Here is a 22,662-nt window from a genome sequence, read left to right as displayed (position 1 = left end):
AATAGATAAATAGCCAAAACGGCGACGTGACTTACTGGCAAGACCGAGAGGCCAGTAGTGAAGGCAGCAAACGCAGGCAAACAAGTGAGATCCCAACATGAGTGAACAGATCGAACAGGCGTTAGAAAGAAAGTACGATGCTGGATTTTATTCAGAGATCGAATCTGAGACTTTTGAAAGTGGCCTCGACGAGTCAGTAATTCGCCGTATTTCAGCAATGAAAGACGAGCCAGAGTGGATGCTAGAATGGCGCTTAAAGGCGTATCATTCGTGGCTTGAAATGGAAGAGCCTGATTGGGCTCATGTCGATTATCCTAAAATTGACTATCAAGCCATTTCTTATTACTCGGCACCAAAGAGTATGAAAGACAAGCCTCAGTCACTTGACGAAGTTGACCCTGAACTGCTGCGTACCTACGAAAAGCTAGGTATTCCGTTGCACGAACAAGAAATGCTAGCGGGCGTTGCAGTAGACGCGGTATTCGACTCAGTATCGGTGGTAACCACTTTTCGCAGCAAGTTAGAAGAAGCGGGCGTTATCTTTTGCCCCATTTCAGAAGCACTTGTGAAATACCCAGATTTAGTGAAAAAGTACATCGGCTCGGTAGTACCGCGCACCGATAACTACTTTGCCGCATTAAACAGTGCCGTATTTACCGATGGATCATTCGTTTATATTCCAAAAGGCACACGTTGCCCTATGGAGCTTTCTACATATTTCCGTATAAACGAAATGAACACAGGTCAGTTTGAACGTACTTTAATTGTTGCTGAAGAAGGCAGCTACGTAAGCTACTTAGAAGGCTGTACTGCACCTCAGCGTGATGAAAATCAATTGCACGCTGCCGTGGTTGAATTGGTTGCTATGGATGACGCTACTATTAAGTACTCAACCGTACAAAACTGGTACCCAGGTGATGAAAACGGTAAAGGCGGTATTTACAACTTTGTGACCAAGCGTGGTATTTGTCATAAGAACGCAAAAATCTCGTGGACCCAAGTTGAAACGGGTTCAGCAGTAACCTGGAAATACCCAAGCTGTGTGCTTAAAGGTGATAACAGCGTAGGTGAGTTTTACTCAGTAGCGTTAACCCGCGGTAGGCAGCAAGCCGACACGGGTACTAAAATGATTCACCTTGGTAAGAACACACGCTCTACCATTATCTCTAAAGGTATTTCAGCGGGTAACAGTAACAACGCTTATCGTGGTTTAGTGCAAATGGGCCCACGTGCCGATGGCGCACGTAATTTCACAGAATGTGACTCGCTACTAATTGGCGATAAATGTGGCGCACACACGTTCCCGTATATAGAAAGTAGAAATCCAAGTGCCATTGTTGAGCATGAAGCAACAACGTCGAAAGTAAGCGACGAGCAGTTGTTCTTGTGTAAACAACGTGGTTTAGACACAGAAAAAGCCGTATCTATGATTGTTAACGGTTTCTGTAAAGAAGTATTCAAAGAGCTGCCGATGGAATTCGCCGTAGAAGCCGGCAAGCTGCTCGAAATTAGTCTTGAAGGTTCAGTGGGGTAATCAATGCTTAGTATCAAGAATTTACATGCCAGCGTAGAAGAGAAAAACATCATTAAAGGGCTTAGCCTAGAAGTTAAGCCAGGTGAAGTACACGCTATCATGGGCCCTAACGGTGCCGGTAAGAGTACCCTTGGTTACGTACTTTCTGGCCGTGATGGCTACGAAGTGAGCGAAGGCGATGTAACACTGAACGGTAAAGATTTACTTGATTTAGAAGTTGAAGAACGTGCCCGCGAAGGTTTGTTCTTAGCGTTTCAATATCCAGTAGAAATTCCAGGCGTTAGCAACATGGAATTCATGAAAGAGTCTGTAAATGCTATGCGTGAACAGCGCGGCAAAGAGCCTCTTACTGCAGCAGAGTTTTTAAAGAAAGCGAAAGAAGCCTGTAAGCAAGTTCAATTGCCGCTAGATTTCTTAAAGCGTGGTGTTAACGAAGGCTTCTCTGGTGGTGAGAAAAAGCGTAACGAAATCATGCAAATGATTTTGTTAGAGCCAAAGCTTTGTATTCTAGATGAGTCTGACTCAGGTCTAGACGTTGATGCACTTCAAGTGGTTGCCGATGGTGTTAACAGCCAACGTGACGGTGAGCGTAGCTTTATTGTAGTGACTCACTACCAGCGTTTGCTTGATTACATCAAACCTGACTTTGTACACATTCTTGCCGACGGTAAAATTGTGAAAAGTGGTGATGCATCACTGGCGCTAGAAGTAGAGAAAAGTGGTTATGCTTTCTTAGGTAAAGCATACGAGGAGGCTGAAGCATGAGTCAATGGCTAGAACAGGTCATTGATGGGGCAGCGCTAGATGATTATCTGGCGCCCGTGCGTCAGCAGGCCTTAACACAGTTAAAAAACGATGGTTGGCCAAAACGCCGAAACGAAAGCTGGATCAATACGCCACTTACGCCCGTTGAAAAGCGTAACGTTGCGATTGCCACCCAAGCTGACAGCGTACCTGTACCAAACATCGATAACCTAAACGCACTTGATATCGTATTTGTTGATGGTGTGTTAGTAACGCAAATTAACACGCTTGACGTGCCAGAAGGCATGACAATTACATCGCTTAACGTTGACGATGCAAGCACGCAAGCAGCTATTGCTAGTGTGTTTGGTCAAGTGAAGCCAACGCGCCATTTATTTGGCCGTGTTAACGATGCACTTTGCCAGCACGGTGTTTTCATTAATGTAGTAGACGGCGCAAAAGTTACCAAGCCTATTCGCATAGTGAATTTAGCGACTAAAAACGTGGATGCCCATACTCGCGTATTGGTTAAGCTAGGTAACGCATCAAGCGCAGTTATCATTGAACAAGGTTCAGGTGATACCGATAGCCTTACAACAGCATTCGCTGAATACGATATTGCCGATGATGCGCACTTAGAGCATTACCGCTTTGCTATGTTTACTGGCAGTGCTAAGCAACTAGGTGGTAGCCACTTTATGTTGCATAACCGCTCAACGCTAAATAGCACCCTAGTGGGCTATGGCAGTGAGTTGTCGCGCTTAGATGTGGATATGCATCATGCAGGTGAATTTGCGAACGCCAAAATGAACGCGATTTATTTATTGGCGGAAGGTGAGTTGTTCGACTTACATTCAACCATTGAGCACGCTATGCCTAACGGCACCACGGAAGAAAACGCTCGCGGTATTGTGGGTGATAAAGCTCGTGCGGTATTCAATGGTCGTATTCACATTCACCGTGATGCACAGAAAACCTTGGCAGAGCTTAACAACCGTAACTTGTTGTTGTCTCGTCGTGGTGTTATCAACACAAAACCTGAACTAGAAATTTATGCCGACGACGTGCGCTGTGCTCATGGTGCAACAGTGGCAGAAATTGAAGGTGAAGCGCTTTATTATATGCTGACTCGCGGCGTACCGCGCAGCAAAGCTTTGGTGATGCTGAACTTTGGTTTCATTCAAGAGCTGATTAACGATATGCCAAATGCGGCTATTCGTGATTGGTTACTTCCTGTGCTAAGCGAGCGCTTTGCACACATGGAGGTTAAATGAGCTTAGACGTTGCTGCGCTTCGCGCCCAGTTTCCAATCCTTGCTAAGACGGTAGACGGTAAGCCTCTGGTTTACCTCGACAATGCGGCTTCAACGCAAAAGCCACAAGCGGTAATTGATGCCATTGTCGATTTCTACACGAATACCAATGCCAACGTGCACCGAGGCGCCCATCATTTGTCTGATGAAGCAACCCGTCGTTATGAAAACGCGCGCACCAGCGTAGCTGGTTTCATTAACGCCAGTGCGCGTGAAGAAGTGATTTGGACTAGCGGTACCACTGAAGCCATTAATATTGTGGCTAACGGGGTAGGGCAACTGCTTCGCGAAGGCGACCAAGTCATGGTGACAGAATTAGAGCACCATGCAAACTTGGTCACGTGGCAACAAGCGTGTCGACGTTCAGGCGCAACACTAAATATTGTGCCGATATTCGACAACGGTGAGCTCGATATCGATGCATTCGATAGACTGCTAACACCCAACACTAAAATGGTGGCGTTTCCGCATGTATCTAATGCATTAGGTACAGTAAACCCCATTAAATTGCTAACTGAAAAAGCGAAAGCAGTAGGTGCATGGGTATTAGTTGACGGCGCGCAGGGCATTGCCCATGGCGGCGTTGACGTGCAAGAGATTGGTTGTGATTTTTACGTCTTCTCTGGACACAAGTTGTTCGGACCCACAGGTATAGGTGTTTTGTGGGGCCGTAAGTCGGTGCTAGAAGACTGGCCTGTATGGCAAACTGGCGGCGAAATGATAAAAGACGTCACTTATCATGAAGCCACCTGGGGCGAATTGCCAAACCGCTTAGAGGCAGGCACGCCTAATATTGCAGGCGCTATTGGTTTAGGTGCAGCAGTTGATTGGTTTAAAAACCTTGATATGGCCGCATTACATAACCATGAACAAGCTTTATTACGCTACGCCACTGAACAAGCACTTGCTCTTGACGGCATGCGTTTAATTGGCACAGCGCCTAACAAAGTCGGTGTATTAAGCTTTTTATTAGACGGCGCGCACCCTGCCGATGTTGGGTTTATTCTTGACAGACAAGGCGTAGCAATAAGAACAGGCGATAACTGTGCTCAGCCGCTGATGAAGCGCTTTGGTATTCCAGGCACTGCGCGTGCATCGTTCTCAATTTACAACACGCTTGAAGAAGTGGACAGCTTATTTGCTGCACTTAAAAAAGCGAAAATGATGTTGGCCTAAGGAGGCACTATGAGTGTTGAAACATTTGTTCCTAGCACAAAGCTTATTACCTTGAGCGACAGCGCCATTAAGCACTTTGAAAGCAAGCTCAAAGATAAACCGGGTCAGTTAATCCGCTTGTCTACTCGTGTAAGCGGCTGTACCGGTTATGCATACGAACTTGATTTTGCTGATAGCGCGAAAGACAGTGACGAAATTGTAGAAATTTCGCCAACCCTTCGTGTTGCGGTTTCAGAAGATGCTGCCGACCTAGTACGTAGTACAGAAATCGACTACGTGACTGAAGGCGTGAACGGCATTATTAAGTACAACAACCCGAATGTGGTTGATGAGTGTGGTTGTGGCGAAAGCTTCAACGTTGGCTAACTGCAATATTAAGAAGTTATAGCATGAAGCAGAAGATGGTGGTGACAGAACGAGAGTGTAAAGCACGTCTTGTTCCTGCAGGAAACCCTGCAACCATACCAGAAGGTGAGTTTGTTACGATCACGCAAGATTTAGGTGGAAACTACACCGTTACGTGGCGTGGCAATATGTACCGTATTGACGGCACCGATGCCGATGCAATCGGCCGCAAAGCCCAAGTGCTTAATTTTTCTGAGCTTGAAGATGGCAAAGTCAGTGAGCAGCAAGTCTGGGATGCGCTTGAAACTATCTTCGACCCTGAAATACCCATTAACTTGGTGTCGCTGGGGCTTATCTATAAGGTTAGCGTTAATCAAGATAACGGTGAAGTTGATATAGATATGACCTTAACTGCGCCAGGCTGCGGCATGGGCCCGGTATTGGTGGGCGATGTTGAATATCGTGTAGCATTGGTTCCTTTCGTTACCGCTGTGAATGTAGAGTTAGTCTTCGACCCTGCGTGGTCACGAGAAATGATGAGTGAAGAAGCGCAGCTAGAAGCTGGCCTTTTCTTTTAATAACACAGGAATATCCATGGCATTACCCTCTACTGAAGAAATTATTGATGATTTAGCGTTTTTCGATGATTGGGAACAGCGCTATCAATATATTATCGATTTAGGTAAATCTGTACCAGGCTTGGCAGAAGACAAGCGCACGCCAGACAGACTTGTAAAAGGTTGCCAAAGCAGTGTGTGGCTGGTTGAGTCGTACAACAATAACCAAATTACCTTCGAAGTAGACAGTGACGCAGTGATTGTTCAAGGCTTATTAGCGTTAGTTTTGGCGGCTTACAATAATAAATCGCCGAAAGACATTCTTGAATTTGATATTGATGGCTATTTCGAAGCATTAGATTTAGAACGCCATATTACGCCTACTCGCGGTAATGGTCTTCGTGCAATAGTGGCAAAAATTCAGCATCTTGCGAAAGAAAACAGTTAGTTATATTTAAATTGGTGTGGAGCGTTAGCCTAAATTAAGTGCTACAACTGTCCCTTGCCTAAGTCGCGGTAATCGCTGTCATAATAGTGTCATCGTTATCACGTGTAGTAGAACGCCATGGGGTGTTGAAATCGCCGCTGGTCAAGCCGTTAATAATTGCCTATAATTCGCGGCCAAAAATACATAAGACTTAATTTGTTTGGAGAGAACAATGGCTCTAGAGCGTACTTTTTCGATTATCAAGCCTGATGCGGTAGCTAAAAACGTTATCGGTGCAATTTACAACCGTTTCGAATCTGCAGGTCTTCGCATCGTGGCATCTAAGATGATCCACATGAGCAAAGAACAAGCTGAAGGTTTTTACGCAGAACATAAAGAACGTCCTTTTTTCGGCGCTCTAGTTGATTTCATGACATCTGGCCCAGTTATGGTTCAGGTTCTTGAAGGCGAAAACGCTGTTGTTAAAAACCGTGAAATCATGGGTGCAACTAACCCAGCTGATGCTGCTGCTGGAACACTTCGTTCTGACTACGCTGCTTCAATTGATGAAAACGCATGTCACGGTTCTGATGCACCAGAATCAGCTGCACGTGAAATTGCTTACTTCTTCTCTGAAGAAGAGATTTGTCCTCGTACGCGTTAATCGCAAACGACCGAATCTAAAAAACGAGGCTTCGGCCTCGTTTTTTGTTTCTGTAAGTCTGTTTTTTCGCTTTATTGTCTGGCGTCTGGCATTGGTTCACTTCGTCAAGTAACAGCAACAATATAGCTTGTTACACCCTGTATTTAGTCTGTGGGTTACGCTTTTTCTAGTTGAACAAGTATGGTAAAATCCGCGCAAATTTTGAACGGCTTTGGTCTATGACTTTTGACCGTTTTGGGCGTAACGTTTTTCTTAGCAGCATATCTTCTGCTTACGTCCTACAAGTGAACGGCTTTTCACTACTTACTTTTTAAGTGTAATCCATTATTTAGGGGCACCTGATAAAGGCTCCCGAGGCTTCACCTTAATAACGCAAGTAGATTTAGAGCAACATGGATTCGAACCTCCAAATGTCCGTTCGCGTCATCATATTAGCAGTACAAGGCAATAGCCTTGAATAGGTAAAAGGGTCATCATTTTATGGCAAAGACAAATTTGTTAAATCTTAATCGCGAAGGCTTGCGTAATTTCTTCAAAGAAAAAGGAGAAAAACCATTTCGTGCCGATCAGGTAATGAAGTGGATTTATCAGCAGGGTGAAAGCGATTTTGAGAAAATGAGCAACCTGAATAAAAACCTGCGCGCGATGTTGATAGAACACTGTGAAGTGAAAGCGCCAGAGATTGCCTATTTCCAAGAAGCCAGCGATGGCACAATTAAGTTCGCGTTAGCCCTTGAAGGTGGTCAGGAAGTGGAAACGGTATGGATCCCAGAAGCCGACCGTGCAACGCTTTGTGTATCGTCACAAGTAGGCTGTGCCCTTGAATGTACATTCTGTTCTACTGCTCAACAAGGCTTTAACCGTAATTTGAGCGTCAGTGAAATTATTGGTCAAGTATGGCGTGTCGCTACCTTCCTTGGTTTATCAAAAGATACCAGCAAACGACCTATCACTAACGTAGTGATGATGGGTATGGGTGAGCCTTTGCTTAACCTTAAAAACGTGGTGCCTGCCATGAACATCATGTTAGATGACTTCGGGTTTGGCTTATCTAAGCGCCGCGTGACATTAAGTACCTCGGGTGTTGTACCTGCACTTGATATGCTTGGTGACCAAATCGATGTGGCCTTAGCGATTTCATTGCATGCGCCAAACGACGAGCTGCGTAATGAAATTGTACCGGTGAATAAAAAATACAACATTGAAGCCTTTTTGGCTGGCGTACGTCGTTATCTTGAAAAGTCGAAAGCTAACCAAGGTCGAGTGACGGTTGAATACGTTATGCTCTCGCACATTAACGACAGTACTGACCAAGCCCATGAATTAGCGAAAGTATTGAAAGATACACCGTGTAAAATAAACTTAATTCCGTTTAACCCTTATCCGGGTTCACCGTACCTTTGTTCAAGCAATTCTCGTATAGATAGATTCTCAAAAGTGCTTATGGATTATGGGTTTACCACCGTTGTACGTAAAACACGAGGCGACGATATCGATGCTGCTTGTGGGCAATTAGTGGGTGATGTAGTAGACAGAACTAAACGATTGTTAAAAAAACAGGTGAAGGGCGAAGCGATTTCGGTAAAAATGGCCCAATAATCATTAAGATATTAGGGTAATAACATGCGAATAGGATTGATAGCAGCTGTAGTCTTTTTAGCGGGGTGCGTAAGCAACTCGCAACCTGGAAGTTACAATAGTAACTTTGACCGCCAGGAAGCTGCTAAAACTCGTATGTCTTTAGGGTTAACCTACCTTAAAAACAATAATTATAAACAAGCTAAAGTTAATCTAGACCAAGCGCTAGAGTACGACCCACGTTCAGCTGAAGTCAATTACGCTATTGCGTACTATTACCAACTGGTAGGGGAAGTGAATCGAGCCGATGAGCTCTATCAAACGGCAATGTCGTTAGCACCAAACAACGGCGATATCGCAAACAGTTATGGTGCGTTCAAGTGCCAAGACGGTGATTACGACGGCGCTAAGGAGTACTTCCTTAAGGCCGTTAGTAATCAACAATATGCTAATTCCGCAGAAACTTATGAAAACTTGGCCCTATGTGCACAAAGCCAAGGCAATACTGAAGATGCTATTACCTATTTTCAAAATGCTCTCAAACACCAGCCCCTACGTGCTAAAAGTTTATACTTACTGACAGAGCTTTATGTTGCCACCGAGCAGTGGACATCAGCTAAGTACACGTTAGACAAGTATCAACGCGTCGCTAAACCTTCTCCTGATTCATTATGGCTGTCTTTTGAAATACACCAAGGAACAAACGACTGGGAAGGGGCAAAAGAAGTAGGGTATAAATTATCAACCTTATTTCCAGACAGTCCGTATACAGCTGACTATAAGAATATTCTTGCGCAGCATACTCCACAGGTTGAACGAAAAGTAAAAGGGGAAGATACTAATGCTGATAAAGTATCTAACTCAGTACAGGCAGAAACAGAAACAGAAACAAAAACGGGGTTGTCTTCCCAGCAAGCGCAATTCCACATAGTAAAGGCGAACGAAAACCTTTATCGTATTTCTCTAAAGCATAACATTAAAATTACCTCGCTGAAGGAGTGGAACAACATTGAGAATGCTGGCTCGATTTTTGCCGGTATGAAGCTTTGGTTAGTACCACACAACATGCAAGGGGAATAGGAAGTCGAATGGTGTCAGAACAACAAACGACTGAAGAAGCAGGTTTCGCACAAGAATCTACCGTGCCAAGCCCAGGTAAAATGCTTCGAGAGCGACGGGAATCGCTAGGGCTAACTCAGCAACAAATTGCTGATAAGCTTTTCTTGAAAGTCTCGCAAATCAACGCCTTAGAAGAAGATGCTGTGGATAAAACCACATCTATTACTTTCACCAAGGGCTATGTAAGAAACTACGCGAAACAACTAGGGCTAAATGCCGAACAGGTTGTTGCTGCCTTTGAGCAATATCATACAAGTGTAGAACCTCCAGCTAAACTCCAGAGTTTTTCTCGTCGTGTCGCTAAACAGACACACGATGATCGCTGGATGATGGTTACCTATATTATTTTGTTGCTGATAATCGGTGGCATTGTAGCGTGGTGGGTTCAACAACCTAGTGATGAAGCTATCGTTGAAGCGCCTAATCTTGACAAAATTAAAGAGGAAGCGGCAAACACCTCCATTCCTGAAGCAACTATTCGTACCAATTCGGGTGTGTTAAACAGCACAATTCCTGATTCGAGTACTGAAACGGAAAGTCCCACGCTTCCTCAATCTGGCGATGGCAATTTCAACAGTAGCGGCAATAGCAGTAATGCAGACGATGAAAGCTTGCCACCATCTGCAGGTATTAACCAAAGTAATAACCTGACAGCATTAGTGAGCGACTCAGATTCCGGCGACATCCGCTTTGGTAGTCAAGTTGCAAGCAACTCATCAACCTCAGGCAGTCAAAGCGGGGCGGTGCCTATATCGATGACATTTACCTTTGATGATGATTGTTGGGTGAACATAAAAGACGCAACCGGTGAGGCAATTGCTTACGGTGTTAAGCAATCTGGCCGCGTAATGGAAATTCAAGGTGTGCCTCCTGTTGCAGTTACACTCGGCAAACCGGATAATGTACGTATATCAGTTAATGGCGACCCCGTGGATATCACGGCCTTTCAAAATGGCCAGATTGCGCGATTCTCGCTTCCTATGTAGGTAATTAGATGTTTGCAGAAAGTCCTATCAAACGCAGAAAGTCCACGCGTATTAATGTAGGTAATATTCCTATTGGCGATGGCGCGCCCATTGCCGTTCAATCTATGACGAATACTCGTACCACTGATGTGGCTGCGACGGTTGATCAAATTAATCGTATTGTCGCCGTGGGTGGCGAGATTGTTCGCGTGTCCGTGCCTACCATGGACGCCGCTGAAGCATTCAAAGAAATTCGTAAGCAAGTTAGCACGCCTTTGGTCGCTGATATTCATTTCGACTACCGTATAGCACTTAAAGTGGCCGAGTACGGTGTTGATTGTTTGCGAATTAACCCAGGTAATATCGGCAATATGGAGCGTGTACGTTCTGTTGTTGATTGTGCCAAAGACAAGAACATCCCTATTCGCATTGGCGTAAATGGTGGCTCTCTCGAAAAAGACTTACAAGAAAAATACGGAGAGCCTACACCTGAAGCTTTGGTTGAGTCGGCCATGCGACATGTAGACATACTCGATAAGCTTAACTTCGACCAGTTTAAAGTGAGTGTTAAAGCCTCTGATGTATTTCTGGCGGTAGGTGCTTATCGACTATTAGCAGAGCAAATCGATCAGCCACTTCATTTAGGTATTACTGAAGCTGGCGGTCAACGTGCAGGCGCAGTAAAAAGCTCTGTTGGTTTAGGTATGCTGCTGGCAGAGGGTATCGGCGATACTATTCGTATTTCACTGGCTGCCGATCCGGTTGAAGAAATCAAAGTGGGTTTTGACATTTTAAAGTCGCTTCGAATTCGCTCACGTGGCATTAACTTTATCGCATGCCCAAGCTGTTCAAGACAAGAGTTCGACGTAATCGGTACGGTCAACGCGTTAGAACAACGTCTTGAAGATATTCTAACGCCTATGGACGTGTCTATTATCGGCTGTGTTGTAAATGGTCCAGGTGAAGCTGAAGTATCAGACTTAGGCTTGACGGGCGCCAGAAACATGAGCGGGTTATACGAAGATGGTAAACGCGTGAAAGAACGATTAGCCAACGATGACCTTATCGATAAGCTTGAGACAAGAATTCGTGCCAAAGCAACCCGTATGAGCGAAGCCAACAAAATACAGGTATCGGTGAAAGACTAAGCCTGTACGATTGTTGTTTATCTTCAAAGCCCCTATAATGCGGGGCTTTTCACTATTTAGCAGTATGAGAATTTCACGTGGCTAAAACTATTCAGGCAATTCGCGGAATGAATGATTGCCTGCCGGAAGTATCCGGTACATGGCAGAAAGTAGAATCTGTACTCCGTCAAGTGGTGGCCAGTTATGGCTATCAAGAAATTCGCACGCCCATTGTAGAGAGCACTGACTTGTTCAAGCGCTCTATTGGCGAAGTGACCGACATTGTCGAAAAGGAAATGTATACCTTTGAAGACAGAAACGGTGACAGTTTAACCCTTCGCCCTGAAGGTACTGCCAGCACGGTGCGTGCTGGCAATGAGCATGGATTGTTGTACAACCAACAGCAGCGCTTGTGGTACATGGGGCCAATGTTCCGCCATGAACGTCCGCAAAAAGGGCGTTATCGCCAGTTCCACCAGTTCGGTGTTGAAACCTACGGCCTTGATGGCCCAGATATCGATTTGGAAGTGATTTTATTAAGCGCTCGACTATGGAAAGCGTTTGGTATTGAAAAGCACGTTACGTTGCAAATTAACTCTTTAGGTTCAAACGAAGCCCGTCAGGCCTATCGTGAAACCTTAATTGATTATTTGAAAGAACGCGCAGATAAGCTAGATGAAGAATCACTTCGCCGGTTAGAGTCAAACCCACTTCGCGTTCTTGATAGCAAGAACCCCAATGTGCAAGCGGCTATTGCTGATGCACCATCTTTGCTAGATCATTTAGATGAAGAATCGAAAACCCATTTTGATAATTTATGCGAACGATTAACACAGGCAGGTATTGCCTTTGAAATTAACCCTCGCTTAGTGCGCGGGCTTGATTATTATAATCGCACTGTTTTTGAGTGGGTAACCGAAAGCTTAGGTTCACAAGGAACAGTTTGTGCGGGCGGCCGGTACGATGGATTGGTAGAACAGCTAGGCGGAAAAGCAACGCCAGCTGTAGGTTTTGCCATGGGTATGGAACGTTTAGTACTTTTACTCACTACGTTAAGTGAAGATGCACTAGATTCTAGTAGTGCTGATGTGTATGTTACCGCGATGGGTGATGATGCTCAGGCTTATGCCTTAGAAGTTTCAGAACATCTTCGTGATACATTGCCGAATGTGCGGGTTATGATGCACTGTGGCGGCGGAAACTTTAAAAAACAATTAAAACGCGCTGACAAAACAGGGGCAAGTTTTGCCTTGTTGTTGGGGTCACAAGAAATGCAATCGCGTGAAGTGGCAGTAAAGCCGTTACGTGATGGTCAAGAGCAACAGACAATCGCTTTTGATGCGTTGTCGAGCACGATTGCCGACCTGCTGAACGCATAATAAGAGGAAATCATGGAACAATTCGCAACAGAAGACCAACAAGTAGAAGCGATTAAACGCTTTTGGAAAGAGCATGGTACCGCCATTATTGTAGGTGCAGCATTAGGTTTAGGTGGCCTTTGGGGCTGGCGTTATTACTCTGATACGCAAATGGCATCCAAAGAAGCGGCATCAGTAGAGTACCAAAATGCAGTTGAAACCTATGGTGAAGAAGGTAGCGCAGATAAAATTGCTGCCTTTATTAATGCAAACGAAGACTCAGGCTACGCCAGTATTGCTAGCCTTCTAGCTGCAAAACAAGCGGTTGATGCTGGCGATTTTGACGCCGCTGCATCACACCTAAATCGTGTGGTTACTTTTGCAGAAAATGAAGAATTAAAAGCGCTAGCTGCTATTCGGTTAACGCGAGTACAAATTGAAATGAACCAGCTAGACGCTGCGTTGTCTACGCTAGGCAATATTACGAACGAAGCATTTGCTGCTGAAGTATCTGAACTGAAAGGCGATGTGTATCAGCAACAAAGTAAATTTGATGATGCTCGTTTAGCCTACTCAGGTGCGCTTGAAAAAAATGCCAACAACCCGTTATTGCAAATGAAGTTAGACAACTTAGCCGTTGCGGCGGGCCAATAAGCTGGTACATAAAAATAAAGAGGTAAGCAATTTGTTTCACAATACGTGTGGCCGTAAGGGCCGATTTGCTCGCGTGATGGGCATGGCATTGGCCATCTCTGTAACGCTTTCTGGTTGTTCTACCGTTTCTGATTGGTTTGCAGATGAAGAAGAACTTGAAATTCGCCGTTTGAAACCGATCGATGCGAAGTTTACGCCCTCGGTAAAATGGGACAGAGACATCGGCGATGGTGTAGATCATTACTTCTCTCGCCTTCGTCCAGTATATGCTTACGAAAATCTTTATGCCGCTGATCGCCATGGCAGCGTTGTTGCTATGAACCCAGAGAACGGTGATGTTCTATGGGAACGTAACTTCGCCGTATTTGAAGGTGACGGTTGGTGGGATTCCATAGCACGTCTTTGGCGTAGTGGAGCAAGTGCACGTATTGGCGGCATTTCTGTTGCAGACCGATTATTGTTTGTAGGTACAGAAAACGGTGCAGTAATGGCACTTGACTACGAAACTGGCGAAACCAAGTGGGAAGCATCAATTCCTGGTGAAGTGTTAGCAGCTCCTTCTGCAGACGAAGGTATTCTTGTAGTTAATACTGGCGCGGGTACCTTGTTTGGCTTTGATACGCGTACGGGTGAGCAATTATGGCGACATGAAGGCGATACGCCTCCATTAACCCTTCGTGGCATTTCTGGCCCAGTGGCGGCAAATGGCGGCGCTTTAATTGGAACGCCTACGGGTAAATTGCAAGTTAACTTACTAGAGTCAGGTATTCTTGCTTGGGAAACGGTAATTGCCACGCCAACAGGCGCCACAGAGTTAGAACGAATTGTTGACCTTGATACCACCCCTGTACTTTTTGGCGGTACTATTTATACGGTTTCTTACAATGGTACGCTGGCAGCAGTAGAACTGCGTAGTGGTCGTATTATTTGGAAGCGTGAGTACGGCTCATATCGCAACCTAAGTATTGAAGGGAACAGTATTTTTGTTGTAGATAACAACTCTAATATTTATGCCCTAGACAGACGAAACGGTGTAGAGCTTTGGTCACAAGGTGGCTTAAAGTCTCGCTCTGTTACTGCGGCAACGCCAGTTGGTGAGCATATTGTTGTGGGTGACAACTGGGGCTTCGTTCATTGGATTGAACAAGAGACAGGCCAAATAGTTGCTCGCGTCGATGTAGGTGGCGACGATGAAGACGATGCTATATACGATGCACCATTGAATGTTGACGGTGTGGTAGTGACTATGACCCGTAACGGCGTAGTGGCAGCTATCTCTACGTTATAGCCTGTTCAACAGCATAATTTGTTGGATTGTTAGCCTAATATCTTCTGTTAGGCTGACGCATCATACCTAAACAGGTATAATGCCCAATCACACTCTGACCGCAAGTAAGCTATGCTTACTTGCGGTTTGTGTTTTTTAGCTTTTTTTCCTTTAGGATTTGATACATGTTGCCCGTTGTTGCTTTGGTAGGCCGCCCTAATGTGGGTAAGTCCACCTTGTTTAATCGTTTAACTAATACACGTGATGCGCTGGTCGCTGATTACCCAGGGCTTACCCGCGACCGCAAGTACGGTCAGGCTAAGTTTGAGCAGCGTCAATTCATCGTGGTGGATACCGGTGGTATCACGGGTGACGAAGAAGGTATTGATGCTGAAATGGCGCAGCAGTCTCTTTTAGCCATTGAGGAAGCCGATGTAGTATTACTACTTGTTGATGCTAGAGCAGGATTGTTGCCGGCAGACCAAGGTATTGCTGACCACATTCGCCGGCTTAACAAACAAGTTTTTGTTGTTGCGAATAAAGTCGATGGCATTGATGGCGATAGCGAAAGCGCTGATTTTTACGCGCTGGGCTTAGGAACAGTTAAGCAAATTGCCGCGGCCCACGGGCGTGGTGTAAGCCAATTGCTTCAAGATGCACTAGTGCCACTTGAAGCGTCTTTTCCTGACATGCGCATTGTTGAGGAAACGCAAGAAGAAGAGCTTGATGCGGAAGAGCAACTTAAGCGCCTTCAAGATCAGCCTATTAAGCTGGCCATTGTTGGCAAGCCTAACGTGGGTAAATCTACATTAACGAATCGTATTTTAGGTGAAGAACGGGTTGTCGTTTTTGACCTTCCAGGTACGACCCGCGATAGCGTTTTTATTCCAATGGAACGTGACGAGCGTGAATATATTCTTATTGATACCGCAGGGGTCCGTAAACGTAGAAAAGTGAATGAGGCGGTTGAAAAATTCTCTATCGTTAAAACTTTGCAAGCGATTGATGAAGCCAACGTAGTGCTGATGGTAATAGATGCCCGTGAAGGTATTACCGACCAAGACTTAAGCTTACTCGGCTTCGTGTTAAATTCCGGTCGCTCACTGGTAATTGCAGTGAACAAGTGGGATGGGCTTAGTACTGATATTAAAAACGATATAAAGCGGGAACTCGATCGCCGTCTTGGTTTTATTGACTTTGCACGTTTGCACTTTATCTCTGCAATGCACGGTACCGGTGTGGGTAACTTATTTGAATCAGTACAAGAAGCTTACCTAAGCGCCACTAAGCGTATTAATACCTCTATGCTTACGCAGATTATGGAAATGGCGCAAGATGACCATCAGCCGCCGCTAGTGCGCGGACGCCGGGTTAAAATGAAATATGCCCATGCTGGTGGTTACAATCCGCCTGTGATTGTTATTCACGGTAACCAAGTTGACGATTTACCTACGTCGTACAAACGCTTCTTGATGAACTATTTCCGTAAAGCGCTTCAGGTGATGGGCACACCTATACGCATTGAATTCAGGGAAGGGGCTAACCCGTTTGAAGGCAAAAAGAATAAGCTCACCCTTACTCAAGAGCGTAAGCGAAAACGTTTACTGTCTTATCATAGTAAGAAAAAATAGCCGAGCATTAGCGCAAGCCTGATAACAAAGCGCTTTGTTGTAATAACGAAATGCGGGTTTTGAAACGTACTACTTCACACATATAAAAAGGTCGACGCTATTACAAGCGCCGACCTTTTTTGTTTTAGTGAGCGTATTCTTCACGTGTTTATTTATTATTTACGAAGGGCTTTTTACGGGCTTTTCGCTTAAAAGCTAGTCGCTCAAAGCTAGCCACTAAAAGTTAGTCATCAAAAGTTAGTCGCTAAAAGTTAATCGCCACAAACGCCTAACTTCGAGCTATTCTCTATGAGCCTGTAATAACTCGCTTTTCAAAAAGCCCTATTGGCAGGGGTATTGGCCGTGCCTTCTACTTAAGCATGGCGCGAACTTGCTGCATAAGCATAGATTCTTCAGGCACCGTGATATGAGCAATGAGCTCGTTGGCTAAATCGTCAGAAAAGTCGCTAGGGAAGGTGGTAGCCACTTTCACTATTTTATCATTACGGGTAAATACATAGGTTGTCGCGAAAATAGGATCGTCTACTGGCGAGTCAGCTTTAAGCGCTAGTCGCCACCCATTGGCAAAACCCTTTACATTAAACGCCGATATTGGCTGGGGTTGTGAAAGGATTAAATTGCGCGCGTTAGCGACGTGATCAGCTTTATTCCAATCCTCATCTAATTGCTGATGAAGTAACGCGTCAGTGCGAGCTGAGTTTTCAGTGCTGGTGTCCGCAGTGCTCGCTTTATTACTTGGTGCATTCGTGTCGAGTTTCGCCAAAATGGGGTAAACCGTGACATCCACTAACGCATCTTCAAAGGAAGGATGGGTGTACCTTGTAATCGAGCCTTTGAATGGGTCTGGATACAGCTGAGTATCTAACCTAGTGAAATCACCCAAAGACTCAGGAACGCTCAAATGCTCGGCGTAATCGCTCGCATTCAGCGCACGATATAAAAAGGTTGGGGTAAACAGCCCATTTTCGGTAGCATGCTTGTACCAAGATACCAGCGGTTCTATGGCTTTCTCAGTTGAAGCTTCATTGCTATTTACTTGGCTGGCAATAACCAAAGAATCAATCTCAATGCCTCGCCATTGCAGTGTTAATTCAGTGAAGTGTTTTTCTTTGCTTGGTTCTTTGCTTGGTTCTTCGCTTAGTTCGGCACTTAGCTTTTTATTTGGATTTAAGGTTTCACCTTGCTTAGCCACGTTGGCAATAAGCAGCTCATAGTCTGATTCATTTCCGAAAGGTTTAATCTCAGTGAACCAAGACTTTGTTATCAGTGTGGAGATAAATGCTTCTGGGGCAATAGTATCTTCAATACACTCCTGTATAGCCTCTGTATTGCCACAGGCATCCAAAAGGGTTTCACTGGGGTAAGTAGAAAACACCGCCAGTGAAATTGCTATTGCAGGGTTTTCAGACACAGTCGTCGATGAGGATGACGGTTTAGGCAAAACCGACAACTCAGATAATGCTGCCTGTTGCTGACCATAAACAGCCGGTGCGCATAAAGAAGCTAGGGCAAGTAGTAACCAGAGCGAACGCGAAAAAATAGGAAACAAAAACCAACCTTTATTGATGACGACGAATTTCCACTATTTTACTGGTTATTTCTCCATCAGTCACTCGAGACTTAAGTATATCGTTCTCTTTAACAGTATCTACTGAGGTAACTGCCGTACCGCTCGACATGGTAATACTGTAGCCTCGCGACAATGTAGAAAGCGGACTAACAGACTGTAACAAACCGACTTTTGCAGCAAAAGCTTGTTGTTTACTATTTACTAACTGCTTCATGTTGTTACATAGCGTTTTATGGGTTTGTGCTATGCGCGCTTTCGCTTGATTCACACGCTCCGCTGGGCTTTGTTGCGCCAAGCGATTATTCACATACTCAAACCGTTTATTTTCGATTGCGAGTTTATTATTGATAGCATGGCTTAAACGTAATTGAAGCCTATCGAGGGCTTGCCACTGATTTTGTATTTTGCTTTGCGGATGTACTGACTGCAAACGTTGGTGCCCAAGTTTATGCTGTTGAGCTAAATGACTGAGTTTTTGCAGCATGGCACGGGTTAAGCGTTGCTTATACTGAACTAGGCTCTCACTGAGCGCATTAGTATCTTGGCTCAATATTTCAGCGGCCGCCGATGGTGTAGGGGCGCGTAAATCGGCAACAAAATCAGCAATAGTAAAATCAACTTCATGACCAACGGCGCTAATTAACGGTAATTGTGACTCGGCAATTTCTCTAGCAAGGTTTTCATTGTTAAAACACCATAAGTCTTCTAACGAGCCTCCACCACGGGTTAGCAAAAGTGCATCGACTTCATTTCGTTGATTTGCCGTTCGTAAGGCATTAATAAGCTGAGCTGGCGCGGTTTCACCTTGCACCATAGAAGGGTAAACAATAACTTCAGTTTGGGGGCTACGGCGTTTTAACACACTAAGAACATCGTGCAGTGCTGCACCCGTTGATGAGGTAATAACACCAATGCGATTAATAACCTCTGGCATAGGGCGTTTACGTTCGATGCTGAACAAGCCTTCAGCGTTTAGCTTTGCTTTTAAGGCTTCATAGGCTTGCTGTAGTGCGCCTTCGCCGTCGCTTTCCAAATGTTCTATGACAAGCTGGTAGTCGCCACGTGCTTCGTAAATACCTACAGATGCCCTTACAAGTACCTTATCGCCTTCTTTCGGGCGCTGTTTCACGGTGCGATTGGTATTTTTAAACATAGCAGCGCGCACTTGTGCCTTGTTATCTTTTAACGTGAAATACCAATGACCGGAAGCGGCACTCACAAAATTAGATATTTCAGCGGATAACCATACAAGTCCTACCTCGCTTTCAAGCACGGTTCGAGCAAGCCGATTTAGCTTAGTAACTGTTAAAATTTGTCGCGATGTAGAGGGTGAAGATGTAAACATAAGAAAAAATCGTCTGGTTTAATAAAATAGAGTTTACCTGAAATCTAAAAAACACTACAATTGCGCCGCAATTAACCCTCAACTGAATAGGTGTTGTTGCATGCTACGAATCATCCAAGAAGCCCTGACGTTCGACGATGTGTTGCTGGTTCCCGGCCACTCGACAGTTCTTCCACATACTGCCAAACTTCAAACTCGTCTAACTCGTGGTGTCACGTTAAATATCCCTATGGTATCTGCGGCGATGGACACCGTCTCTGAAGCACGCCTAGCGATTGCACTTGCTCAAGAGGGTGGCATCGGTTTTATTCACAAAAATATGGAACCTGCGCAGCAGGCAAAACATGTTCGTGAAGTGAAAAAATACGAAAGTGGCGTGGTATCAGACCCCGTTACGGTTGCTAAAGATGCCACCATCGGCGAAGTTATTAACCTTTCTAAGCGCCTAGGTTACTCTGGTTTTCCGGTAACCGACCATCAAAATAACCTCATTGGTATCGTTACTGGCCGTGATTTACGTTTTGAAAAACGTCTTGAACTGCCTATTAGCAATGTTATGACAGGTAAAGACGATCTTGTTACTGTTAAAGAAGGTGCAAGTTCAGATCAAGTACTTGATCTTATGCATGAACACCGCATTGAAAAAATTCTTGTGGTAGATGATGCGTTCAAACTTACCGGGCTAATTACGGTTAAAGATTTCCAAAAAGCCGAAAACAAACCAAATGCCTGTAAAGATTCGTTGGGTCGATTACGTGTTGGTGCAGCGGTTAGCGTTGGGCCAGGTACTGATGAGCGCATTCAACTTTTAGTTGAAGCCGGTGTAGATGTTTTACTTATCGACACCTCTCATGGTCATTCGCAAGGCGTTATTGACCGCGTTAAGAAAGTACGTTCCGATTATCCTGATGTACAAATTATTGCGGGTAACGTAGCAACAGGGGATGGTGCAAAAGCACTGGCCGATGCAGGCGTTGATGCAGTCAAAGTTGGGATAGGCCCAGGTTCAATTTGTACTACCCGTATCGTTACCGGTTGTGGTGTACCACAAATTACAGCGGTGTCTGATGCGGTGGATGCGCTTGCAGGTACAGACATTCCGGTTATTGCCGATGGCGGTATTCGTTTCTCTGGTGATATCGCGAAAGCCTTAGCCGCTGGCGCAAGCTGCGTGATGGTGGGTAGCATGTTAGCGGGAACGGAAGAAGCGCCAGGTGAAGTTGAACTTTATCAAGGTCGTTATTTCAAATCGTACCGCGGTATGGGTTCACTAGGCGCAATGAACCAAAATCACGGTTCATCTGACCGTTATTTCCAAGAATCAAACAATGCAGAAAAGCTTGTGCCTGAAGGTATTGAAGGTCGCGTAGCTTATAAAGGGCCTATTGCGAATATCATCCATCAGCAAATGGGCGGGCTACGCTCAGCGATGGGGCTTACCGGCTGTGGCAGTATTGATGAACTTCGCACAAAAGCACAGTTTGTTCGTGTTACCTCTGCAGGTATGGGCGAGTCTCACGTTCATGACGTTAGCATTACTAAAGAAGCACCGAACTACCGCCTAGGCTAGATTCGCGACAAGATATAACCATATACAGCGCATCGTGAGGCGGTTACCTTTCCGCCTCATTGCCGCCTTCGTTCTATTATATAACGGGTAAAAACATGACCACAAATATCCATGACCAACGCATTCTTATTTTAGATTTTGGTTCACAGTACACGCAGCTGATAGCACGCCGTGTACGTGAAATAGGCGTTTATTGTGAGCTTTGGGCTTGGGATGTGACCGAAGAGCAAATTCGAGAATTTAATCCACAAGGTATTATTTTGTCGGGCGGCCCTGAATCGGTGACCGAAGAAAATTCTCCTCGCGCCCCAGAGTACGTGTTCGAAGCTGGCGTGCCTGTTTTTGGTATTTGTTATGGCATGCAAACCATGGCGGCCCAACTGGGTGGCGGTGTTTTAGGCTCTGACAAGCGAGAATTTGGTTACGCACAGGTAGAAATTATTAAACCTACGTCTTTACTCAGCCACATTGAAGATAGCATTGGTGAGAATGGCAATGCACTGCTTGATGTATGGATGAGTCACGGTGATAAAGTTGCCGCAGTACCTGCTGGGTTCGAAACTATCGCGCAAACGGCTTCTTGTCCGCACGCTGCTATGTATAACGAAGAAAAGCAATTTTATGGTGTTCAGTTTCACCCTGAAGTTACCCACACTAAGCAAGGCATGCGTTTGCTAAGCCACTTTGTTATGGATGTGTGTAAATGCGAAAAGTTATGGACTGCTGATGCCATCATTGAAGATGCGATTGCGCGCATTCAACAAAAAGTTGGCGACGACCGCGTTATATTAGGTTTATCGGGTGGTGTCGATTCATCGGTGACTGCCATGCTGCTTCACCGCGCCATTGGTGAAAACCTCACCTGTGTGTTTGTGGATAATGGACTACTTCGCTTGAACGAAGCAGATCAAGTGATGGAAATGTTTGGCGATCATTTCGGTCTCAATATTATTCGTGTTGACGCTGAAGAGCGATTCTTAGGGCGTTTAAAAGATATTGAAGATCCAGAGCTTAAACGTAAAGCTATTGGTAATGAATTTGTCAGAGTGTTCGATGAAGAAGCTGGTAAGCTTGCCAATGCGAAATGGTTAGCCCAAGGCACTATCTACCCAGATGTTATTGAATCTGCAGGTTCTGCAACAGGTAAAGCCCATGTGATTAAGTCTCACCACAATGTGGGCGGCTTGCCAGAAGACATGGCACTAGGTTTAGTTGAGCCACTGCGTGAATTGTTTAAAGATGAAGTGCGTAAAATTGGCCTTGAGCTAGGTTTACCGTACGACATGCTCTATCGTCACCCATTCCCAGGGCCTGGTTTAGGTGTACGTGTTCTAGGTGAAGTGAAAAAAGAGTATTGCGACTTACTACGTCGCGCAGACGCTATTTTCATTGAAGAATTGTACAACGCCGATTTATACCAGAAAGTAAGCCAAGCCTTTACCGTATTCTTGCCTGTACGCTCTGTGGGCGTAATGGGCGATGCCCGTAAATACGATTGGGTTGTGTCACTTCGCGCGGTAGAAACTATCGACTTTATGACGGCACATTGGGCGCATTTACCTTATGACTTTTTAGGTAAAGTATCGAACCGTATCATCAACGAAATCGATGGTATCTCCCGTGTTGTTTACGATATATCGGGTAAACCGCCAGCGACGATTGAATGGGAATAAGAATATCGTAGCTTAATTATTGTGCGCTTAAAGGCTTAGTAAATGT

The 22,662-nt window shown here is 45.1% G+C and carries 20 protein-coding genes; 18 read left to right on the top strand and 2 right to left on the bottom strand.

Annotated features, from left to right (window positions below; all coding sequences use genetic code 11):
• The first annotated feature begins 97 nt into the window (after positions 1–97).
• The 16 genes from sufB to der all read left to right on the top strand — a co-directional run bounded on the left by sufB (position 98) and on the right by der (position 16,458).
• A complete protein-coding gene (sufB, locus tag AVL57_RS13475) occupies positions 98–1,534 on the top strand; it encodes a Fe-S cluster assembly protein SufB (protein ID WP_057790577.1) in 1,437 nt (478 codons plus the stop codon).
• 3 nt (positions 1,535–1,537) lie between these two features.
• Positions 1,538–2,299, top strand: a complete 762-nt coding sequence (gene sufC, locus AVL57_RS13470; RefSeq protein WP_057790579.1) for a Fe-S cluster assembly ATPase SufC — start codon at positions 1,538–1,540, stop codon at positions 2,297–2,299.
• Positions 2,296–3,552, top strand: coding sequence for a Fe-S cluster assembly protein SufD (sufD, locus tag AVL57_RS13465; RefSeq protein WP_057790581.1), 1,257 nt, complete (start codon positions 2,296–2,298; stop codon positions 3,550–3,552). Before sufC ends, sufD begins: the two co-directional genes overlap by 4 nt.
• Positions 3,549–4,766 carry an aminotransferase class V-fold PLP-dependent enzyme gene (locus AVL57_RS13460; protein WP_057790583.1) on the top strand — a complete coding sequence of 406 codons (1,218 nt, stop codon included), beginning with the start codon at positions 3,549–3,551 and terminating at the stop codon, positions 4,764–4,766. The genes sufD and AVL57_RS13460 overlap by 4 nt, the downstream gene beginning before the upstream one ends.
• Before the next feature lie 9 nt (positions 4,767–4,775).
• A complete protein-coding gene (locus AVL57_RS13455) occupies positions 4,776–5,132 on the top strand; it encodes a HesB/IscA family protein (RefSeq protein WP_057790584.1) in 357 nt (118 codons plus the stop codon).
• 23 nt (positions 5,133–5,155) lie between these two features.
• Entirely contained in the window at positions 5,156–5,689 is a 534-nt protein-coding gene (sufT, locus tag AVL57_RS13450) for a putative Fe-S cluster assembly protein SufT (RefSeq protein ID WP_057790586.1), read from the top strand.
• A gap of 16 nt (positions 5,690–5,705) precedes the next feature.
• Positions 5,706–6,116, top strand: coding sequence for a SufE family protein (locus AVL57_RS13445; protein WP_057790588.1), 411 nt, complete (start codon positions 5,706–5,708; stop codon positions 6,114–6,116).
• Between the two features lie 211 nt (positions 6,117–6,327).
• The gene (gene ndk, locus AVL57_RS13440; protein WP_013783282.1) at positions 6,328–6,759 is read left to right on the top strand and encodes a nucleoside-diphosphate kinase; all 432 of its coding nucleotides are present in this window, start codon (positions 6,328–6,330) and stop codon (positions 6,757–6,759) included.
• Positions 6,760–7,239: 480 nt separating this feature from the next.
• Positions 7,240–8,358, top strand: coding sequence for a dual-specificity RNA methyltransferase RlmN (gene rlmN, locus AVL57_RS13435; protein WP_013783283.1), 1,119 nt, complete (start codon positions 7,240–7,242; stop codon positions 8,356–8,358).
• 24 nt (positions 8,359–8,382) lie between these two features.
• Positions 8,383–9,417 (top strand): type IV pilus biogenesis/stability protein PilW, encoded by a 1,035-nt coding sequence (gene pilW, locus AVL57_RS13430; protein ID WP_057790590.1) that lies wholly within the window; start codon positions 8,383–8,385, stop codon positions 9,415–9,417.
• Positions 9,418–9,425: 8 nt separating this feature from the next.
• The gene (locus AVL57_RS13425; protein WP_057790591.1) at positions 9,426–10,442 is read left to right on the top strand and encodes a RodZ domain-containing protein; all 1,017 of its coding nucleotides are present in this window, start codon (positions 9,426–9,428) and stop codon (positions 10,440–10,442) included.
• A gap of 8 nt (positions 10,443–10,450) precedes the next feature.
• Positions 10,451–11,569 (top strand): flavodoxin-dependent (E)-4-hydroxy-3-methylbut-2-enyl-diphosphate synthase, encoded by a 1,119-nt coding sequence (ispG, locus tag AVL57_RS13420; RefSeq protein ID WP_057790593.1) that lies wholly within the window; start codon positions 10,451–10,453, stop codon positions 11,567–11,569.
• A gap of 77 nt (positions 11,570–11,646) precedes the next feature.
• Positions 11,647–12,927, top strand: a complete 1,281-nt coding sequence (hisS, locus tag AVL57_RS13415; protein WP_082604871.1) for a histidine--tRNA ligase — start codon at positions 11,647–11,649, stop codon at positions 12,925–12,927.
• Between the two features lie 12 nt (positions 12,928–12,939).
• Complete coding sequence (locus tag AVL57_RS13410) at positions 12,940–13,560, top strand: YfgM family protein (protein WP_057790597.1); 621 nt, start codon at positions 12,940–12,942, stop codon at positions 13,558–13,560.
• Between the two features lie 31 nt (positions 13,561–13,591).
• The gene (gene bamB / locus AVL57_RS13405) at positions 13,592–14,848 is read left to right on the top strand and encodes an outer membrane protein assembly factor BamB (RefSeq protein WP_082604872.1); all 1,257 of its coding nucleotides are present in this window, start codon (positions 13,592–13,594) and stop codon (positions 14,846–14,848) included.
• Positions 14,849–15,012: 164 nt separating this feature from the next.
• Entirely contained in the window at positions 15,013–16,458 is a 1,446-nt protein-coding gene (der, locus tag AVL57_RS13400; protein WP_057790599.1) for a ribosome biogenesis GTPase Der, read from the top strand.
• Between the two features lie 349 nt (positions 16,459–16,807).
• Here the strand turns inward: der and AVL57_RS13395 are convergent, their stop codons facing one another.
• Both AVL57_RS13395 and xseA read right to left on the bottom strand, forming a co-directional pair.
• Positions 16,808–18,007: a hypothetical protein gene (locus tag AVL57_RS13395; protein WP_057790601.1), complete on the bottom strand. Its 1,200-nt coding sequence runs from the start codon at positions 18,005–18,007 to the stop codon at positions 16,808–16,810.
• A 10-nt stretch (positions 18,008–18,017) separates the two neighbouring features.
• On the bottom strand, positions 18,018–19,373 hold the full coding sequence (gene xseA, locus AVL57_RS13390) for an exodeoxyribonuclease VII large subunit (protein WP_057790603.1): 1,356 nt from the start codon (positions 19,371–19,373) through the stop codon (positions 18,018–18,020).
• 100 nt (positions 19,374–19,473) lie between these two features.
• Here xseA and guaB point away from each other — a divergent pair, with 100 nt between their 5' ends.
• The gene (gene guaB / locus AVL57_RS13385) at positions 19,474–20,943 is read left to right on the top strand and encodes an IMP dehydrogenase (protein WP_057790605.1); all 1,470 of its coding nucleotides are present in this window, start codon (positions 19,474–19,476) and stop codon (positions 20,941–20,943) included.
• A gap of 95 nt (positions 20,944–21,038) precedes the next feature.
• On the top strand, positions 21,039–22,616 hold the full coding sequence (gene guaA / locus AVL57_RS13380) for a glutamine-hydrolyzing GMP synthase (RefSeq protein WP_057790607.1): 1,578 nt from the start codon (positions 21,039–21,041) through the stop codon (positions 22,614–22,616).
• Positions 22,617–22,662 lie beyond the last annotated feature (46 nt).

Origin of the sequence: Alteromonas stellipolaris (genome assembly GCF_001562115.1) — a bacterium.
Taxonomy (GTDB): Bacteria; Pseudomonadota; Gammaproteobacteria; order Enterobacterales; family Alteromonadaceae; genus Alteromonas; species Alteromonas stellipolaris.
Note: the sequence above shows the minus strand (reverse complement) of the source record. Positions and strands in the feature narration are given on the sequence as shown.

What these genes read in the sequence shown, in the direction of transcription:
- sufB (WP_057790577.1), top strand. Translation starts at nt 98, where the DNA reads ATGAGTGAACAGATCGAACAGGCGTTAGAAAGAAAGTACGATGCTGGA.
- sufC (WP_057790579.1), top strand. Translation starts at nt 1,538, where the DNA reads ATGCTTAGTATCAAGAATTTACATGCCAGCGTAGAAGAGAAAAACATC.
- sufD (WP_057790581.1), top strand. Translation starts at nt 2,296, where the DNA reads ATGAGTCAATGGCTAGAACAGGTCATTGATGGGGCAGCGCTAGATGAT.
- AVL57_RS13460 (WP_057790583.1), top strand. Translation starts at nt 3,549, where the DNA reads ATGAGCTTAGACGTTGCTGCGCTTCGCGCCCAGTTTCCAATCCTTGCT.
- AVL57_RS13455 (WP_057790584.1), top strand. Translation starts at nt 4,776, where the DNA reads ATGAGTGTTGAAACATTTGTTCCTAGCACAAAGCTTATTACCTTGAGC.
- sufT (WP_057790586.1), top strand. Translation starts at nt 5,156, where the DNA reads ATGAAGCAGAAGATGGTGGTGACAGAACGAGAGTGTAAAGCACGTCTT.
- AVL57_RS13445 (WP_057790588.1), top strand. Translation starts at nt 5,706, where the DNA reads ATGGCATTACCCTCTACTGAAGAAATTATTGATGATTTAGCGTTTTTC.
- ndk (WP_013783282.1), top strand. Translation starts at nt 6,328, where the DNA reads ATGGCTCTAGAGCGTACTTTTTCGATTATCAAGCCTGATGCGGTAGCT.
- rlmN (WP_013783283.1), top strand. Translation starts at nt 7,240, where the DNA reads ATGGCAAAGACAAATTTGTTAAATCTTAATCGCGAAGGCTTGCGTAAT.
- pilW (WP_057790590.1), top strand. Translation starts at nt 8,383, where the DNA reads ATGCGAATAGGATTGATAGCAGCTGTAGTCTTTTTAGCGGGGTGCGTA.
- AVL57_RS13425 (WP_057790591.1), top strand. Translation starts at nt 9,426, where the DNA reads ATGGTGTCAGAACAACAAACGACTGAAGAAGCAGGTTTCGCACAAGAA.
- ispG (WP_057790593.1), top strand. Translation starts at nt 10,451, where the DNA reads ATGTTTGCAGAAAGTCCTATCAAACGCAGAAAGTCCACGCGTATTAAT.
- AVL57_RS13410 (WP_057790597.1), top strand. Translation starts at nt 12,940, where the DNA reads ATGGAACAATTCGCAACAGAAGACCAACAAGTAGAAGCGATTAAACGC.
- der (WP_057790599.1), top strand. Translation starts at nt 15,013, where the DNA reads ATGTTGCCCGTTGTTGCTTTGGTAGGCCGCCCTAATGTGGGTAAGTCC.
- xseA (WP_057790603.1), bottom strand. Translation starts at nt 19,373, where the DNA reads ATGTTTACATCTTCACCCTCTACATCGCGACAAATTTTAACAGTTACT.
- guaB (WP_057790605.1), top strand. Translation starts at nt 19,474, where the DNA reads ATGCTACGAATCATCCAAGAAGCCCTGACGTTCGACGATGTGTTGCTG.
- guaA (WP_057790607.1), top strand. Translation starts at nt 21,039, where the DNA reads ATGACCACAAATATCCATGACCAACGCATTCTTATTTTAGATTTTGGT.